The organism is Methanoregula boonei 6A8 (genome assembly GCF_000017625.1).
Taxonomy (GTDB): domain Archaea; phylum Halobacteriota; class Methanomicrobia; order Methanomicrobiales; family Methanospirillaceae; genus Methanoregula; species Methanoregula boonei.
In genome coordinates this window covers 1566511-1581407 of sequence record NC_009712.1, presented here as the reverse complement: position 1 = coordinate 1581407, position 14897 = coordinate 1566511, and the positions used below count along the sequence as shown (strand labels likewise).

The 14897-nt window shown below is 53.0% G+C and carries 16 protein-coding genes; 4 read left to right on the top strand and 12 right to left on the bottom strand.

All coding sequences use genetic code 11. From position 1 onward, the window contains the following. Positions 1–509: 509 nt before the first annotated feature. From MBOO_RS07940 to MBOO_RS07920, 4 genes are all read right to left on the bottom strand, one after another. Positions 510–1118: a cytochrome b561 domain-containing protein gene (locus MBOO_RS07940; RefSeq protein ID WP_083756196.1), complete on the bottom strand. Its 609-nt coding sequence runs from the start codon at positions 1116–1118 to the stop codon at positions 510–512. Between the two features lie 513 nt (positions 1119–1631). Beyond that, the gene (locus MBOO_RS07930; protein ID WP_012107075.1) at positions 1632–2015 is read right to left on the bottom strand and encodes a response regulator; all 384 of its coding nucleotides are present in this window, start codon (positions 2013–2015) and stop codon (positions 1632–1634) included. Continuing rightward, positions 2012–5629, bottom strand: a complete 3618-nt coding sequence (locus tag MBOO_RS07925; protein WP_012107074.1) for a PAS domain S-box protein — start codon at positions 5627–5629, stop codon at positions 2012–2014. The genes MBOO_RS07930 and MBOO_RS07925 overlap by 4 nt, the downstream gene beginning before the upstream one ends. 158 nt (positions 5630–5787) lie before the next feature. Next, on the bottom strand, positions 5788–6033 hold the full coding sequence (locus tag MBOO_RS07920; protein ID WP_012107073.1) for a DUF2769 domain-containing protein: 246 nt from the start codon (positions 6031–6033) through the stop codon (positions 5788–5790). Positions 6034–6482: 449 nt separating this feature from the next. Here MBOO_RS07920 and MBOO_RS07915 point away from each other — a divergent pair, with 449 nt between their 5' ends. Further along, positions 6483–6947 carry a YbhB/YbcL family Raf kinase inhibitor-like protein gene (locus MBOO_RS07915; protein ID WP_012107072.1) on the top strand — a complete coding sequence of 155 codons (465 nt, stop codon included), beginning with the start codon at positions 6483–6485 and terminating at the stop codon, positions 6945–6947. Between the two features lie 176 nt (positions 6948–7123). On the opposite strand, the gene MBOO_RS07910 is transcribed toward MBOO_RS07915, so the two are convergent. The 4 genes from MBOO_RS07910 to MBOO_RS07895 form a co-directional block, all read right to left on the bottom strand. Further along, on the bottom strand, positions 7124–8167 hold the full coding sequence (locus tag MBOO_RS07910; RefSeq protein WP_012107071.1) for a Gfo/Idh/MocA family protein: 1044 nt from the start codon (positions 8165–8167) through the stop codon (positions 7124–7126). Between the two features lie 108 nt (positions 8168–8275). Beyond that, positions 8276–8488 carry a hypothetical protein gene (locus tag MBOO_RS07905; protein ID WP_012107070.1) on the bottom strand — a complete coding sequence of 71 codons (213 nt, stop codon included), beginning with the start codon at positions 8486–8488 and terminating at the stop codon, positions 8276–8278. A gap of 23 nt (positions 8489–8511) precedes the next feature. Then, positions 8512–8766 (bottom strand): ATP cone domain-containing protein, encoded by a 255-nt coding sequence (locus tag MBOO_RS07900; protein ID WP_012107069.1) that lies wholly within the window; start codon positions 8764–8766, stop codon positions 8512–8514. A 254-nt stretch (positions 8767–9020) separates the two neighbouring features. Further along, positions 9021–9749, bottom strand: a complete 729-nt coding sequence (locus tag MBOO_RS07895) for a PP2C family protein-serine/threonine phosphatase (RefSeq protein WP_012107068.1) — start codon at positions 9747–9749, stop codon at positions 9021–9023. Between the two features lie 270 nt (positions 9750–10019). On the opposite strand from MBOO_RS07895, the gene MBOO_RS07890 reads away from it, so the two are divergent. Next, positions 10020–10412, top strand: coding sequence for a hypothetical protein (locus MBOO_RS07890; protein WP_012107067.1), 393 nt, complete (start codon positions 10020–10022; stop codon positions 10410–10412). Positions 10413–10550: 138 nt separating this feature from the next. Here the strand turns inward: MBOO_RS07890 and MBOO_RS07885 are convergent, their stop codons facing one another. Next, the gene (locus tag MBOO_RS07885; protein WP_157677640.1) at positions 10551–10775 is read right to left on the bottom strand and encodes a hypothetical protein; all 225 of its coding nucleotides are present in this window, start codon (positions 10773–10775) and stop codon (positions 10551–10553) included. Positions 10776–10868: 93 nt separating this feature from the next. Between MBOO_RS07885 and MBOO_RS07880 the strand changes: the two genes are divergently transcribed. Then, a complete protein-coding gene (locus MBOO_RS07880) occupies positions 10869–11066 on the top strand; it encodes a hypothetical protein (protein WP_048068378.1) in 198 nt (65 codons plus the stop codon). A gap of 6 nt (positions 11067–11072) precedes the next feature. Then, positions 11073–11348: a hypothetical protein gene (locus tag MBOO_RS07875; RefSeq protein ID WP_048068377.1), complete on the top strand. Its 276-nt coding sequence runs from the start codon at positions 11073–11075 to the stop codon at positions 11346–11348. 364 nt (positions 11349–11712) lie between these two features. Here the strand turns inward: MBOO_RS07875 and MBOO_RS07870 are convergent, their stop codons facing one another. The 3 genes from MBOO_RS07870 to MBOO_RS07860 form a co-directional block, all read right to left on the bottom strand. Next, positions 11713–12609, bottom strand: a complete 897-nt coding sequence (locus MBOO_RS07870) for a hypothetical protein (RefSeq protein WP_012107063.1) — start codon at positions 12607–12609, stop codon at positions 11713–11715. Positions 12610–12750: 141 nt separating this feature from the next. After that, positions 12751–14139 carry a dihydrolipoyl dehydrogenase family protein gene (locus tag MBOO_RS07865; RefSeq protein ID WP_012107061.1) on the bottom strand — a complete coding sequence of 463 codons (1389 nt, stop codon included), beginning with the start codon at positions 14137–14139 and terminating at the stop codon, positions 12751–12753. A gap of 93 nt (positions 14140–14232) precedes the next feature. Continuing rightward, the gene (locus MBOO_RS07860; protein WP_012107060.1) at positions 14233–14850 is read right to left on the bottom strand and encodes a superoxide dismutase; all 618 of its coding nucleotides are present in this window, start codon (positions 14848–14850) and stop codon (positions 14233–14235) included. Positions 14851–14897: the final 47 nt, after the last annotated feature.

Genomic DNA, 14897 nt, shown 5'->3' with positions numbered 1-14897 from the left:
CCATTTGCCGAAATACGCCCGATTTGAGCCGCATATAATGCCCATTATCGGCCCATAGAGGCCTTTTTTTCAGCCTCTTTTTCCGGAAATGAACAAATGCCTGTCTGAGGTGAGATCAGGGCAGAAAAGGGCCTTTATGAGGTTCGTTAAAATCGTCCGATTGCGAAAATAAGGCTAATATGGGCTTATTTTGGAAAGTCGGGAAACGGAGCCCGATACGGGCTTTTTTGGATCTGAAAAGGGGTCATCGGAGCTCAATTTGGGCCCGGATGGGGGTAAGTGATGGGGGATGATTTGGGGCGGTGGGGGGTATACCCCGTTCTTCGGCAGGGGAATGATTCTCGGGAATTGCTGTTTTGCAGACCGGAAGTTTCTCAAGAATTTTTATCAGCGGAAGTGTACATTTTTAGAAATCCTCAGCCACCCTCTTGAAGATTTTCCGGAATAATACAGAATTAACTGTTATTTCAAAAAAAGCTCAGTAAATTCCCCGGACAAAAATCCCCGATCTACCTCCGTAGAATAAGTGACAAAAAAAAGATCCCAAGAACAATCGTGACCGCCATGAGTGCGATCGTGATCCGCCCCAGCCAGCGATGGCTTGTGCGGACAACCGTTTTTGCGGTGTGAACTCTCCTGACGCTGTACCCGAGCAGGAGAGCGATGATGACCAGGATTCCGGTTACTATGCCAAAAATCTCGTGGATATTCCGGAATGATGGAAGGCCGGAGAGCGTAACCATGTACACGCCAACCGTAATACCTGCAAGGATACAGGCTCCGCCGCAGACCTGGAGAATTGTGTGTGTTTTGTACCAGTCCTTTGTCTTGTGGTACCGTGCAACCATAAACCCGGCAAAAAGGAGAATAAAACCGGTTATCATGAGGGTGGCATGATAGGGCCAGTAGACACCAATTCCCTGGTCGAAGTACCCGGCCCCGTGTGGTGCAGTCAGGGGAAGAGCGAGGGCCGGACAGCATATGGCTGCAAGAGCAGGCACTATGAGAAGACGGGACAAGAGCCATCTCGTCTTTTTGTATATCCGGCATGGTGCCGGAGATGTGCCCGCGGTTTTTGTCATGCAGATCCCGGTCAGTGGCGACATAGGCGGATACATGGATAATATCCTGTACCGGTATTTATCTTTTGAGAAGAGTACTACAGAACAAACAAAACTGGTGCATTTTTGGAAAAACCGGCAGGCTTGGGGTCATTATAATAACCCCGGGGAAATCCGGGCAGTGCATCCCGCAGCACAAACCTGTGCACCGCTCTCCCCCGTTCCGACAGAACCGGGAGGAAATGACACGGCATTCATGCGTGACACTGCCAGTGGGTATCGATGCACCGGGCGTTTTTTTTTCAGGAAATAGAAAGTAACGTGCGGCTTTTTAATCCGGCAGCCTGATATCAAATCCGGCCGCACAAAAAAAGCGGTGAAGTAAACTTCAAAATTGCACCAGAGCCTTCGCGGGCGTGGAATCCCTCACGCCCGTTCTCCTTTTCCTAAAAGAGAGGAATCATACGGTGTCCCGCCGGAAATTCCGGCACCGGGGCCTTTCCGCGAAAAGTGTGGGTTTTTTCCTGTCCCGGCTTTTTTCGTGTGCGGTCCCAAAGGCTGCACGCAGCTTTACGATCCTGCCGGCTGGTCCAGTGCTCTCCGGATTGCGGTAATGAGGTCCTCTTCAGTTACCGGTTTTACCAGAAAACCGGTGGATGACACCTCTTTTGCCTTCTCTATCCGGGCCTCATCCGAATATGCCGTAAGGAAAATAATCGGGAAGATAAAGCGTTGTCGGATCTTTTTTGCAGTCTCGATCCCGTCAATCGATCCGGCAAGTCCGATATCCATGAGGACAAGATCGGGCTGCGGGGATGTATCGAGCGTCCGGAGTGCCCTCTCTCCCGAGTACACCGTGCCGGATATCCGGTATCCCGCCCTTTCCAGTACCTCAGTCATATGGAGGGCGATCAGGCCTTCGTCTTCGACCACCAGAATAGTTTCCCCGCTCATGCGTGCTCCTCTGTATCTTTAAGTCTGAAAATAAACTCCGTGCCCCTGTCAGCCCGGACTTCGATGTTGGCCCGGAGCTGGTGGCAGGCAAGGAAGTTTACCAGTTTGAGGCCAAGCGATTTTGTTGCCATGGGATCAAGTCCCTCCGGCAGCCCGCAACCATTATCGGCCACGATAAGTACATCTGTCCCATCCTCGCGGTAAAGCGCAACCCGGATCGTACAGGGTTCTTTTCTTACAGCCATGCAGTCGAACCCCGGAGGGAAGGCATACTTGAACGAGTTTGTTACCAGCTCGTTGATGATAAGGCCGGCAGTGGTTGCCCGGGCAAGATCAAGGGACACTTCGTTTATCTCCGTAACGATCCGGATCTTTGCACTCTCCTTGTAACTGGCGGCAACCTGGCTGAGAAGATTACTGAGGTACACCTTCATATCCACGGTCGAGAATTTCCCTGTCCGGTACAGGGTCTCGTGGATCAGGGCCATGCTCCGGGCCCGGTTCTGGAGATCTTTTCTTAAGGCCCTCCCCGCATCAGTCTCTTCATACGAGCCATCAAGACTCAAAAGGGAAATAAACGAGGTCAGGTTGTTCTTGACGCGATGATGGATCTCCGATAAGAGCGCCTCCTTTTCTGCAAGGGCTCCTTCGAGATTGGCTGCGCTTTTGATCAGCTCGTGCTCGCGGAGGCTGAGTTCTTCAAGGTTCTGCCGGAGTTCTTCTTCCTTTGAGGCAATCTCTTCGCAGGCAGTATTGAGATCCTCGTTTTTCTGCACGATCTCCCTCTCTGCATCCTTGCGCCGGGTTATATCCACATGGACCCAGAGCCGGCCATAGGGCATTCCCTTGACGATAATCGGTGTAAACGCCCGCAGGAAAGTCCGTCCGCCACGCATATTCACATCTTCATCTGTTACCGGTTGCCCAAGGTCAACTATTTCATTGATACGGGTTATTGCCGCGTCGGGATCTTTATACGCGGGCCGGATTTTTTCAAGCATTTCCTCCGCTGACAGATGGGACAGGGCCGCGGGAGTATCTTCCAGGCCAAACATATCGCAGAAGGCCTGGTTGGCAAATTCTGTCCGGTTCTCGTCTGTGACCAGCAGGATGCCATACTGCATATTTGAAAGAATCCGGTAAAAGCGCTGCAGCGTGATCTGGAGCTTTTCCTCCATCTGCCTGCGTTCCGTGATATCGATAAAGATGACGGCAAACTGCATCTTATCCATCTTATATGCAACGCAGTCGAACCACCTTCCAAGCGGGCCGAACTTTTCCTCAAAGTGCGCAGGTTTTCCGGTAAGAACAACGTCCCCGTACCGCTCAAACCAGACCGGCTCGGCACCGGGGAAAAGCTCGAGGGTGGTCCTGCCAATGATATCTCCGGCCTTAAGGCCGGTCTGGATTTCGAACGCCGGGTTGACGCTCAGGTACCTGAGATCAACGGGCATACCCTTGTCATCAAGGATGATCTCGTTGATAGAGAATCCTTCGGCCATGGTCTCGAACAGGGTGCGGTACCGCGCCTCGCTTTCCCTGAGTTTTGCTTCGGCACGGGTGAGTTCGCCTATGTGCTGTTGCAGCTCTTCCTGTGCAGTATTGAGTTCTTCGTTGAGAATTTCGAGATCCGCATTCTTTTTTAAGAGTGCCTCTTCTGCGTTCCTTCGTTCGGTGACATCACTCACAAAACCGTTACGGTACAGGGGAAGGCCGGTTGCGTCATTCATGATATTTATCTTCAGCGAGAGCCAGCGGTACTCTCCTGAACTTTTCAGCCAGCGGACTTCGTACCCGCCATTTCCTTCTTCCTCTATGCGGGTGTTCGCTGCATCGAACCGCGACAGGTCATCCGGGTGCACACGACTCCTTGTGTCGTTGGCACTCATTTTGATCATCTCCTGCGGTGAATACCCATAGATCGAACCACATGCAGGACTGAAGTATTCATATCTTTTCGTCTGGAGGTTTAATCGAAAAATAACAACGGGGGAATTATCCATGACCGAGCGGAAGCGCTCTTCGCTCTCCCGTAAGGCTTCTTCTGCCTTCTTGCGTTCGGTGATATCGTGGGAGATGGAACCTACGCCATATATCCGGCCATGGGCGTCCACGAGAGGAAACTTGTTTGCAAGGAAGGTATACTGACGGTCCGGGAGATCCGCCGCCTCTTCAACCTGGATTGCCTTACCGGTATCGATTACTTTTTTGTCGTGAGACCGCCAGGAATCAGCAACCTCCTTTGGAGCAATGTCATAATCGGTTTTGCCTTTGAGTTCCTGCCGTGATTTTCCCAGTATTCTCTCCAAAGCCGAATTGACTGAAATGAACCTGCCCCCGAGATCTTTAAGGAAGATGGGAGAAGTACTGCCTTCCATCACATCTTCGAGGAGCCGGATGTTATTCTGCAACGCATCGTCTGCCTTCCTGCGTTCGGTAAGGTCACGGATGATGCAGGTGCTTACCCGGGTATCTCCTACCATGTGCCGGGACAACGCCAGTTCTACAGGAAACGTGCTCCCGTCTTTGCACCGGGCGGTGATCTCCACGGGTTTTTGCAGGGCCGGATCCGCGGGGGGAGGGACCGGGCCCCGGAAATTGTTTTTTATGATAGGGGTAAATTCGTCCGGTATTACCATCCGGAAAAAAGACGACCCGGTTGCTTCAGCGGGCGTATACCCAAACATCCTCTCTGCCGCCCGGTTCCATACGATCACCTGGTCGGCCGAATCAAAAACCACAATGGCGTCGGTTGCGGTCTCAATGAGGGCCCGGTAACTCGTTTCGGCTTCACCAAAAAACCGGGAGAGCATATCTCCTGCCGGGATGCCTGTCCGGCGGGCGCTCCGCCCAAGGGCAATAAACGCGATGAGGATGTAGACTCCCCCGAGATACTGGGCTGACCTGCCAACCCAGCCCAGCGGACTGCCGAGCACTGACGGAAAATGAACCGCGACAAGACCAATCCCGATCAGGGCAAGACCGATCGAGTACCAGAAGAAAAAATCCTCCCGCTCCCGGTAATACAGCCAGAGGAGAATCCCGGCTGCCAGTGCGAAAAATTCAACTGCACTGGCGATAAGAACCTCCCGTAACGGCGTAAAGCCCACGCCCGGAATAAAAAACGGAGGGATTACCCCGGTTACGGCAGCAAGGGAAAAGAAAAAGACGATAATACCGGATCCGCCATAGAGGAGGGTACATTTGAGCCCGTCGTCAGATCTCTGTTGTGGTACCGTCCCGGAGAGCGCTATGAGAATCCCGATGAGCTGGAGAAGGGCACCGGCACAAAAACTGGTGTTCTGGACGGTGATGTTGGCATTCATGGAATCCGGCAGGTAGTTGATGATGCCGGCAGCGATTGCCCCAAGGCCAAGCACCAGCATGCCGGTCCCTTTCAGCAGTACGCCGGTTGATCCGCTGCTCCGGAAAGACATGTACGCAACATACGCAACATAAAGGGGGATCAGGCCAAGGAAGAGCGTGTTAAACAACAGGAGCAGGATGGGAGGATTGAATGAGGCATTACTATTTGCGGCCAGGAAAACCCCAATAAGAATAAGATAGACCGGGATAAGCAGCAGCGACAGTATTTTCCGGGTATCAGGGGTCATCGGGGGGCGTCAGTTCCAGGGGTGCCTGTATCCACGAGGATACAGGCGAACTATTTTTAAAAGTTTTTCAGTACCCTGACGCGATAAAGATTGCTGTTTGATGCTGCTATTGCCATTACCCACACATATGGCATTTTTTTATGGGAATACCCGCCCTGTCATGCACTGCTATGTTCCTTCATGCAGTAGTAATCGCCGGTAAGTTTGTACCGGGTGTGTACCCCGCACTTCGGGCAGTTGCAACCTTCCTTTTTTATCTCATGAGTCACGGAGGATCCACCCTGGCCGCAGAAGAGAAGGGGAGGCTTACCGGTTTTCAGGCAGTTTGCCGCAAATGTCGGGCACGACCCGCAAAACCTCCCGCAGACATCGAGGTTTGCTATAGACACATCCACTTTTGCCATTCTTTACTCCCTCTGTGGATGATTAACCGCAGGGAGAATACATCAACATATCGGAAGATCCCGGAAAATGAAAACTGCATTTTGGCATTCCCGGAAAAGATGTTCTCTCATGAGGATGTACGGCAATCTTAAAAAAAAATCAGGACCCTGTCTCTCCACGGGATGCCCGGAAAAAAAGGGTAACCGTCTTTGAAAATACCGGGGCCGTCAGGAACCTGCGAAGCAAAAAATCTGCACTTTTATCCGGAACATAACCACTATTTTCCCGTAAATGTCATTTCCGGCATTCGCGTTTTTTTTATTCCCGGTTCACCGGCTTAAACCTGTATTTTCAATTAATGTCACAGATTTTGTAAATACGGCATAGGATTATAGAATGACGGAGGGATAACCGGGTCATCACAATCGTCCCCCGGCAGGAAAACGGAAGGGGAAAGGAGTCACTGGTTATGGAAAACGAGAATCTTTTTATCAGTATCGATTTTGACAAGGGGAATTTCCCAAAGAAGCATACCTGTGATGGCGAGGATATATCCCCGCTGATCCACATCGATCGCATCCATTCCCCGTACCTTGCGGTCATTATCGATGACCGGATCGGGCCCTCCGAACGCTTTACCCACTGGCTGATGTGGGATTTCGAAGCACGGCAGGTCATACCGGAAAACATTCCCAAGAGCGCATTGATTACCCTGCCCTTTACTGCGGTCCAGGGGACAAACGATTTCGGCTCAACCGGGTACCGGGGCCCCTGTCCGCCTCCCGGGGAGGTACATACCTACTATTTCAACGTGTACGGCCTTGACGCGTTACTGGGAATTCCCGCAGGTTCAAAGCGGGATGCCCTTGAGAACGCGATGAAGGGGCATACGCTCCAGTACGGCGGCCAGGCCATTGCAACATACAGCCGGTAACCGGCGTTACCTTTTTTTTATCCACACCGGCATTTCAGCGGCCGGGATGACTGATGATATGCATAAAGCAGGACCGCTGCAGGAATCGGGCCCGGTAAATTCCGGAGTAACTTTAGAGTTTCCCCGGGAAAGGCCTGACGAACCTCCCAAAAGACGTGGCATGGCACGGGGTTACGTTATCCCCCGGATAAACTCCACCGGCGCCACCAGGCCCGGTCCCCGCGGTATATCCGGTCAATAAGTTTCATGGACCGCAGGGCATCACCGGAAGATCCCTGCAAAACCGTTGTGCCGCTCCTGATGCAGTCCGCAAACACGTCCACCTCCCGTTCCGCTGCAGCGGCTGTGTCAAAACAGGTGATCGCTTCTTCAAAGAGCCCGATTGTTCGTTCCTCCTCCCGGGTCGGCCGGGGCAGGAGGGTCAGGGTTTCCCGTGGACCGTACTCCCCGGTCGGGGTAAGATCTCCCCTGATCGTCATGTGCCCGCTCTCAAGACCAATCTCGAGGGCGTACGTATTTTTCCAGTGGGCCGAGGATGCATGGAGCATTGCTACCTGGCCTTTGGCATTGCGCATCAGGGCAAAAGTATTGTCGTCCACCGGGATATTCCACAATGACGTAGTGACAACACTTTTTACCTCGTTAAATTCTCCCGCAAAAAACAGGAACAGGTCAATTAACCGGATCCCCTGATCGAGAAGGATTCCCCCGCCTGCCCACTCCCGGTTGCTCCGCCATATGCTCTCAAAATCGGTACCCCCCGACTTCCCGTGGACACCCTTCATCCACAGGATTTTCCCGAACTTCCCTGAATCTGCGATCTCCTTTGCCTTGCACACCGCACCATGGAACCGGTGGGTAAACCCAAAACCGAGTACAACCCCGCCTGCCTTTTTTTCCGCGGCAATAATATCCTCCATATCGCCGACACTCCTGCCCGGCGGGATCTCGCAAAAGACATGAATGCCCCGGCCGAGGGCATCGATTACCACCTTTGGCCGGTACTTGTTCTGCGGGGCAACAAATACCGCATCCACTCCGGAATCAAGAAGCCTGCGGTAATCCTCATAATAGCGGTACGTTTCCTGCCGGGGGATATCAGGCCGGTGGGCATCGCTGACCGCAACAAGAGTAAGTCCCGGGTTCTTTTCAACTATTGTCTTCCAGAGGAGACCCCTGCTGCCAAGCCTGATAATTCCCGTTTTAATGGTATCCTGCATGACCCGATACCCTATCCTGACCAGCCGGCTGTTTCCTGTGCCTCAGGTCCCTCGCCTGCCTGCCATCTTTTAACGGCAGAAAAGAGATGACCCTCCCGGGTCATCCGCCTATTCGCGGGATTCGAAATACTTCATGGCCCGGGGAACGTGCTTTTTTACCTCTTCGAAGAAATACCCGACAACTTTTAGATCTGAGTCCGCTATCGATCCATTGAGCGTTGAAATAAGCCAGTTGGGCAGGTCAGGGTTCTTGTCAAGGACATTCATTATCACAACAATGGCTTCGTCCACGTCAGTCTTTGTTTTCCATCGGTACGGCATACCCGTCTTCACCTCTCTCCCCTTTACTCCGGCCGCTTTTTTACAGCCGTGTCAAACACTATCCAGTTCCGTTCCCATTCGGGATTTTTCGCCTTGAGTACCCCAAGTACTTTTTTTTTGAGTTCCTTTGTGGCGATGCCGTCTGTGGCATTCTTTTCGATATCCAAAGCCACGGCCCGTGCCACCTCCACCGGTGCACCGGATTTTATCGCGCTTACCACGATCTTTTCGGTCACAAAGGGTTCTTTTCGGCCGTCCCTTTTCTTTACCATGATCATGTTTTTTTATCACCTCCGGCAAGATCCGGTCCCGGGGGATCCGGAATTGCATTTTCGGGTCAGGGATACGCTCATCCTCTCCCGCTGTTTGAGCCCTCATCACGCTGCATCATAGCATTTGTGCCGGTTGTCATTTTTTGAGACAAACCGTGAAACAGCGGGTCGTATGCTTCCCGATCGTCCTGCACGGTGGTTCCCGGGAGGGATCGCACAAATTCCAAAAACTAAAAAAAAAAGATCGCTGAGAAAAAGACTCAGTGACGGTGACCGTGGACAAGGACAAGAGTAATCGTCCGGTCGCTTCCGGCAGAGAGCGCTTCCTCCACCAGGAATTCAGCGGATGCCTCGACATTCTCCCCGTTCCGGCGGACAATTTCCGCAATCCGGTCCTTTTTGACATACTCATACAGCCCGCCGGAACTAAAAAGCAGGAACCGATTCACAAGGTTTACCGTCACAAGATCGGTTTTTGCAAGGATGCGGGGCTCGCCAAGGGTATGGGAGATCATGCCCTCCCGCTTCTTCTCTTCGTCATTGCCCTGTCCGGGAAACCCGGGCTCCTGCGCGTGAAGGGACAATGCATGTTCCCCGGGAACGTGGATGCCGTCAGGGCTGACAATGTAGGCATTGCCTTCACCGGTATCAAGAATCGTGCATTCCAGGTTATCGTTGATGAGGCAGGCACTCAGGTGTGTTGCATCCGGTGTCCTGCCCGGGGAGCCTGCTGCATGTGCACTGATCCGGGCGTCGCTCTTTTGCACGGCCCGTACAAGGGTCGCAGCCGGCGAATGTGCCGGGCTTTTTGCGGACTCTTTAAGACAGGAGATAGCAGTACTACTTGCGGCGCCCTCGTGGAGTGGATCGGAATCTCCCTCAGCTACCCCGAAAACATAATAGTTCCCGATCTTTTCAGCACAGAATGCATCATTATTGATTGACCGGATACCCCTGTCCGATAAAGCAGAGAAATGCAGTTGGGCCATATCCTCAAAGGAGTCTTGTCGATTCTTAACACTTATGATTGAGGAAGCGGTCGTGTTTTTCCGGCATCAAAAGAAAGGAAGATCTCCCGTGAAATAACCTGAATCATACTATTTGTCAAAAAAAATGTCCCGGCTGCAGAATATCCCGAAGATCCTTCCTTGTACTATGTCGGGAATAATGATCTTTACAAGAGGATGCCGGTGTCATATCGGCATGCCCGGTGGGCGAAGGATGTAAATACAGGATCAGGCAATCAGGACATGATACCTATGCCTGCGGATCCTCACAGGGAAGTACTGAGGCTCTTATCTGACCGGATGGTGCGCGAGGGCGGTTTTGGCGATTATCTCTTATCTGAACAATTTTCCCGCTTCTGCAAAAACTACGATATCTATGAAATATGGAGCGGCCTTCTTACAAATGCCGGTGACCGGCCGGATTTATACGGGATCGACACGACATGCAATGCCTTTTTCCTGCTGCTGCAGCATATCCTCCGGGGCAGGAGTGCAGAATTTCCCCGGATCCTTGCCGGGCTCCTCGCAGATTATGCAAAAAAACCCCTGGATCCCTTGTTTGTTTCTGCCATCAGGCAGGATTTAACCCGGCTTGGATATCCCCCAAATGATGTGGATGACACATTTTCTGCCGTGAGTCTGTAAAGGATCAGGTATACCCGCCTCCCCGGCATCGCAGGTACGTGGGAAAACGGACAAAACCCACCTTTCCCCGGACACAAGGTGTCTCAGATTTTGTTTCAAAAACTGCTTTTTACAAAAGGGCCTATTAGGCCTCCCTGATTACTTCCTCACCGGGTGAGACCGATTCCCGTACCAAAGCCTGCCGAAGAGTCGTGGGTTGCAGGCGAGCCTGTCTGCAAAATTCCGGGCAGTCTTTGCAAAACAAAAGCTGATGTCCTCAAATATGCATACTCCTGCAGCTCTTCCGGGGTTTTCTCCTGCACGGGAACCGGCTGTAACCGCTGTATGTCTGAAAGGTGCATATATTCGGATTTCATCCGGCATTACTGGATCCATCCCCGGTCCGACTAAAAAAATTACGGGGGAAATTGCAGGCGAAAAAAAAGCACAACCCCCCATGACAGAAAGGAGGGAACCATGCGGCAGGTTTCGGGCAGTAACAAATTCAGGAACGGTATACGGGAGTCCTTGTCCGATGCAGGGAATAAGAACCAGGATTCCTTTACCGGTGAGACGCTCATGGCCCGGGAGGCCAGCGCACGTGATCTTCTCAACAATCCGGGAATCTGCCGGATTGATCCGGACAGAATCGGCCGTGTAACGGTCCCGGGGTAGAGGTTTATGGTCCCGGAAAAAATTCATTCGGAGGATTTGAAACGCTCCCTGGTCAACCGATACCAGGAAACCCTCATCAACCGGTTAAACCGCCAGGATCTTGAAGAACTCCAGTCGTATCTCCGGGACGAGTACGATCCCAAAACGGGCTGGAACCCCGGGGTGCGGTTGCAATTTGAAGCAAAACTGAGGCGGTATTTTCACGAGGAGGTTATCAGGCGCGAAATCTCCGGTATCGAGGCATTGCTGAACCTGCTGACCCCGGCAGACCTCAAAAATTAGATCCGGTCCCTGTGCCTCTTTCATGAATGCGCCGGGGATCGTTTACACCGGTGCCAGCAGGGAGCAGTGTACTTGCGGGAGGTTCTGCCGGTTAGAAAGGAAAAACCAAAAAAGGAGAATGTGACTGAGAGGGACAAAGAAAAAACATTTCGTACGGGATAAAAGGGCAATTCCTTTTTCGCATCATCGGGCATCTTGGAAATGTGAACCTGCCTGCTGCAGGCCGGGCTGACAATCAATGATCGTGGGGATCCGTCAGTGATGCATCCCGGTCCTCCCCTCTCAGGGCAGGTCACGAATTCTTTCCTTTACCCACATCGGGCAGGAAGATATCCGCCACTCGCACGATCCGTTTGGTGACCCTTTAATATCCTCCGTACGACATTATGGATTGTGTCGGGTTTGCCGTTGTCGGGACCGGGGTAGGTTCTGCCGTGGGTACTGCAACAGGCACAGCAGGTATCGTACCGGTGATATTTGCCACGTACCAGAGGTTGTTGAACCCCTCGCCGTTTGTCTCGCCGGGTTGCGTATCGTTTGCGAAATAATAGAGCGGCATACCCATGAATGCGGTCTGGTTCCTGCCGTCAGCTCTTGCCACCGTGCCAAATGCTGACGGGTCCAGAACTGAGGGGGCACTGATGGTGCCTGCGTAGAACGGGGGCCATTTTGCAAGGCATGCGGCGGTACAGGCACTCGTGGCCGGGGTGTCCTTTGCAAAATAATACAGGGTGTTTCCCATCCGGTCGGTAAGGTACAGGCCAAGAGTGCTGCGCTGGGCAATCATTATGGTCTCATCCGGCCGGACTACAAACCAGTCCTTGTTCACGTTCTCACCTGAGACATCCCCGGCTCCGCTGTCTCCCTGGAAATAGTAGAGCGGCCATCCCCGGTACGCGGTCTGGCTTGTCCCGTCGGCCCGGACAAAGGATGAAAAATCGGATGCCACAAGCGGGGGCGACACCGTGATGGTATTGCTGTAAAAGACCGGCCAGATGCCGGCACACGAACCGCTGCAGGTGCTCGCACCGCTTCCCGGTATGTCAGCGGCAAAATAATAGAGAGACTTTCCCTGCGCATCCACAAGGATATTTCCGAGCGTGCTTGAGGCAACCCTGACCGTGTCGGATGATGCGGGGGCAGTTAACTGCTGGGTTACCTGTTGCGACGCCTGGGCAGGAGCCGCGTTCTGGGTACATCCCGTAATGAGAAGTACTGCGCCCAATACCAAAAACACTCCCAGAATAAGATGATCATTCATACAACAACTTCACCGTACGAGCGTCTCTTCACCGGAGCAGAAGATAATAATTTCGTCGATTTACAGACTATGGAACAATCCCTGAAAATAGCCGGCATATGCCGTAGTCTGGGCCCGGTTATTTTTAAGGAGCCCGGGATCTCATTTGGAACAATCCCCGGTATTTGCCTGCAGGCCGCGGGCACAGACCGCAAGGGCTTCTGTTGCTGTAGGAAAGACATGCGGCAGTTCGGCAAGATCGTCTGCAGTAAGGTATCTTGTGACCGCAATGACTCCTTCCTGGATCATCTCGGTGGCAAGCGGGGCACATAGGTGAACTCCAAGTATCCGCCTGCTTCTTTTGTCGGCAACAATCTTTACCATGCCCCGGGTGTCCCCATCGATCGAGAATTTTGCCATCGAATCAGTCCGGATGCTGTGCGATACCGGGTTCAGGCCGGCCTTTTGGGCCCTGTCTTCTGTCATCCCCACCCCTGCCACCTGTGGCGTTGTGAAGATCCCATGGGGAAGAAGGGCGCTGTTGTACGATCGTTTCAGTTCCCGGAGGGCATTGGATGCAGCAATTTCACCGCCATATCTTGCCGCCGTTTCAAGCATCGGTTCACCCGTCACATCGCCGGCTGCCCAGATATGCGGGGCCGAAGTCTGAAGCATGGTATCCACAACGACCGCCCCATCGGGCCTGGTGTCTACTCCTGCAGCACCGCAATTGAGTTCCCGGCTGTTTGGCGTCCGTCCGGTTGCAAGAAGAAGACGATCCGCGGAAATAACCCGCTGTTCTCCTCTGGTACCTGCAATGACCGCAACAGAATCCCCCGTCCGTTCGACACGCTTTATATCAACCCCGGTCAGGATCCCAATGCCCTCCCCGGCAAGATAACCGGCCATAAGGTCTGCAATCTCCGGTTCTTCCTCCGGGAGGATCCTCGGGCTTCTCTGGAGAAGGGTGACCCGGGTCCCAAGGTGGGAATAGAGCTGGGCAAATTCGAGACCAAGCGCTCTTCCTCCGATGACAATAAGCGTAGCGGGAATGCGCTCCGGGCTGAGTGCGTCTGCGCTTGTCATGAAAGGAACCGATCCGATCCCCTCCACCGGCGGGATCGCGGGAGAGGAACCGGTTGCGATGATAAAGCGTTTGGATGCAAGTTTCCTGTCGCCGGCCTGCAGTGTATGGGGGTTGAGAAATGTCGCTTCCCCTTCGATAAGTTCAACGCCAAGCCGACTAAAGAGAGTATCACGCTTCTTTTCCCTCAGGCGCTCCTGGAGCGTATTTTTTTCCGCGAGCACCTCTCCGAGATCGAGCCGGCCCTCCATGCGGACCCCGGGATGACTGTGTCCCCGGTAGTAGGTATAACCCGCCAGGGTGAGAAGGAACTTGCTTGGGATACAGCCGGTATTGACACAGGTGCCCCAGAGCGGGCCCCGCTCGACAACTGCAACGCGGGAAGCACCGAGATGTACAGCAGCAGTAGCCGCTGCTACCCCGGCCGCACCGGTCCCGATAATAACGAGATCATATTCCGCATTCATAGGTTGTTCCCTTCGGGTGTCAGGTGATGGCCGGAAAGCCCGGCCCGTTTCCCGGAGTTCTCCTGAAGTAAGACATTCTCCCGGAATCTCTCTTCATTTCCGGATATGGTCAAACCGCTTGGCGATCTCATCCCAGTTTACAATGTTCCAGAATGCATCCACAAATTTTGCCCGATCGTTCTTGTAATCGAGATAATACGCATGCTCCCAGACATCAAGGACCATGATGATACCAAAACCGGGAAAGACATTCGTGTTGTGCTTCTCTATCTGCATGATAAGCGGCCGGCCGGTCTTTTTGCAGAAGGTCAGTGCGGCCCATCCCGATCCTTCGGCACCGGTTGCAGCCTGGGTAAATTCCTTTTTGAACCGGTCAAACTTCCCGAACTCAGCATCGAGTGCTTCGGCAAGGGCCCCTTTTGGCATTCCTCCCCCGCCTTTTCCCGCGGGCGCAAGGTTCTCCCAGAACAGGTTGTGGAGTTTGAATCCCCCAAGGTGGAACGACAACTCCTTGAGCGTTGCCTTGACGTCGAAGTCCGCGTTCTCTTTGCGTGCCTTGTCGAACTTCTCATAGATGGCGTTTGCCCCGTTGACATAGGCCTGGTGATGTTTCTGGTGGTGCAGCTTGAGTTGTTCTTCGGAAATATAGGGTTTTAAGGCCCCATAGTCGTACGGCAGCTTGGGTAATGTATAGAACTTGTCCGCTTCCATGTCCAAAACCTCTCCATAAAGGACGCATCCTGAACAGGACAGTCCTT

Excerpts from the sequence above, each read along its gene's own strand:
- MBOO_RS07900 (WP_012107069.1), bottom strand. The coding sequence starts at position 8,766 with ATGATCATGGTAAAGAAAAGGGACGGCCGAAAAGAACCCTTTGTGACC.
- MBOO_RS07885 (WP_157677640.1), bottom strand. The coding sequence starts at position 10,775 with ATGCCGGATGAAATCCGAATATATGCACCTTTCAGACATACAGCGGTT.
- MBOO_RS07905 (WP_012107070.1), bottom strand. The coding sequence starts at position 8,488 with ATGCCGTACCGATGGAAAACAAAGACTGACGTGGACGAAGCCATTGTT.
- MBOO_RS07865 (WP_012107061.1), bottom strand. The coding sequence starts at position 14,139 with ATGAATGCGGAATATGATCTCGTTATTATCGGGACCGGTGCGGCCGGG.
- MBOO_RS07860 (WP_012107060.1), bottom strand. The coding sequence starts at position 14,850 with ATGGAAGCGGACAAGTTCTATACATTACCCAAGCTGCCGTACGACTAT.
- MBOO_RS07940 (WP_083756196.1), bottom strand. The coding sequence starts at position 1,118 with ATGTATCCGCCTATGTCGCCACTGACCGGGATCTGCATGACAAAAACC.
- MBOO_RS07890 (WP_012107067.1), top strand. The coding sequence starts at position 10,020 with ATGCCTGCGGATCCTCACAGGGAAGTACTGAGGCTCTTATCTGACCGG.
- MBOO_RS07880 (WP_048068378.1), top strand. The coding sequence starts at position 10,869 with ATGCGGCAGGTTTCGGGCAGTAACAAATTCAGGAACGGTATACGGGAG.
- MBOO_RS07930 (WP_012107075.1), bottom strand. The coding sequence starts at position 2,015 with ATGAGCGGGGAAACTATTCTGGTGGTCGAAGACGAAGGCCTGATCGCC.
- MBOO_RS07920 (WP_012107073.1), bottom strand. The coding sequence starts at position 6,033 with ATGGCAAAAGTGGATGTGTCTATAGCAAACCTCGATGTCTGCGGGAGG.
- MBOO_RS07925 (WP_012107074.1), bottom strand. The coding sequence starts at position 5,629 with ATGACCCCTGATACCCGGAAAATACTGTCGCTGCTGCTTATCCCGGTC.
- MBOO_RS07870 (WP_012107063.1), bottom strand. The coding sequence starts at position 12,609 with ATGAATGATCATCTTATTCTGGGAGTGTTTTTGGTATTGGGCGCAGTA.
- MBOO_RS07875 (WP_048068377.1), top strand. The coding sequence starts at position 11,073 with ATGGTCCCGGAAAAAATTCATTCGGAGGATTTGAAACGCTCCCTGGTC.
- MBOO_RS07895 (WP_012107068.1), bottom strand. The coding sequence starts at position 9,749 with ATGGCCCAACTGCATTTCTCTGCTTTATCGGACAGGGGTATCCGGTCA.
- MBOO_RS07915 (WP_012107072.1), top strand. The coding sequence starts at position 6,483 with ATGGAAAACGAGAATCTTTTTATCAGTATCGATTTTGACAAGGGGAAT.
- MBOO_RS07910 (WP_012107071.1), bottom strand. The coding sequence starts at position 8,167 with ATGCAGGATACCATTAAAACGGGAATTATCAGGCTTGGCAGCAGGGGT.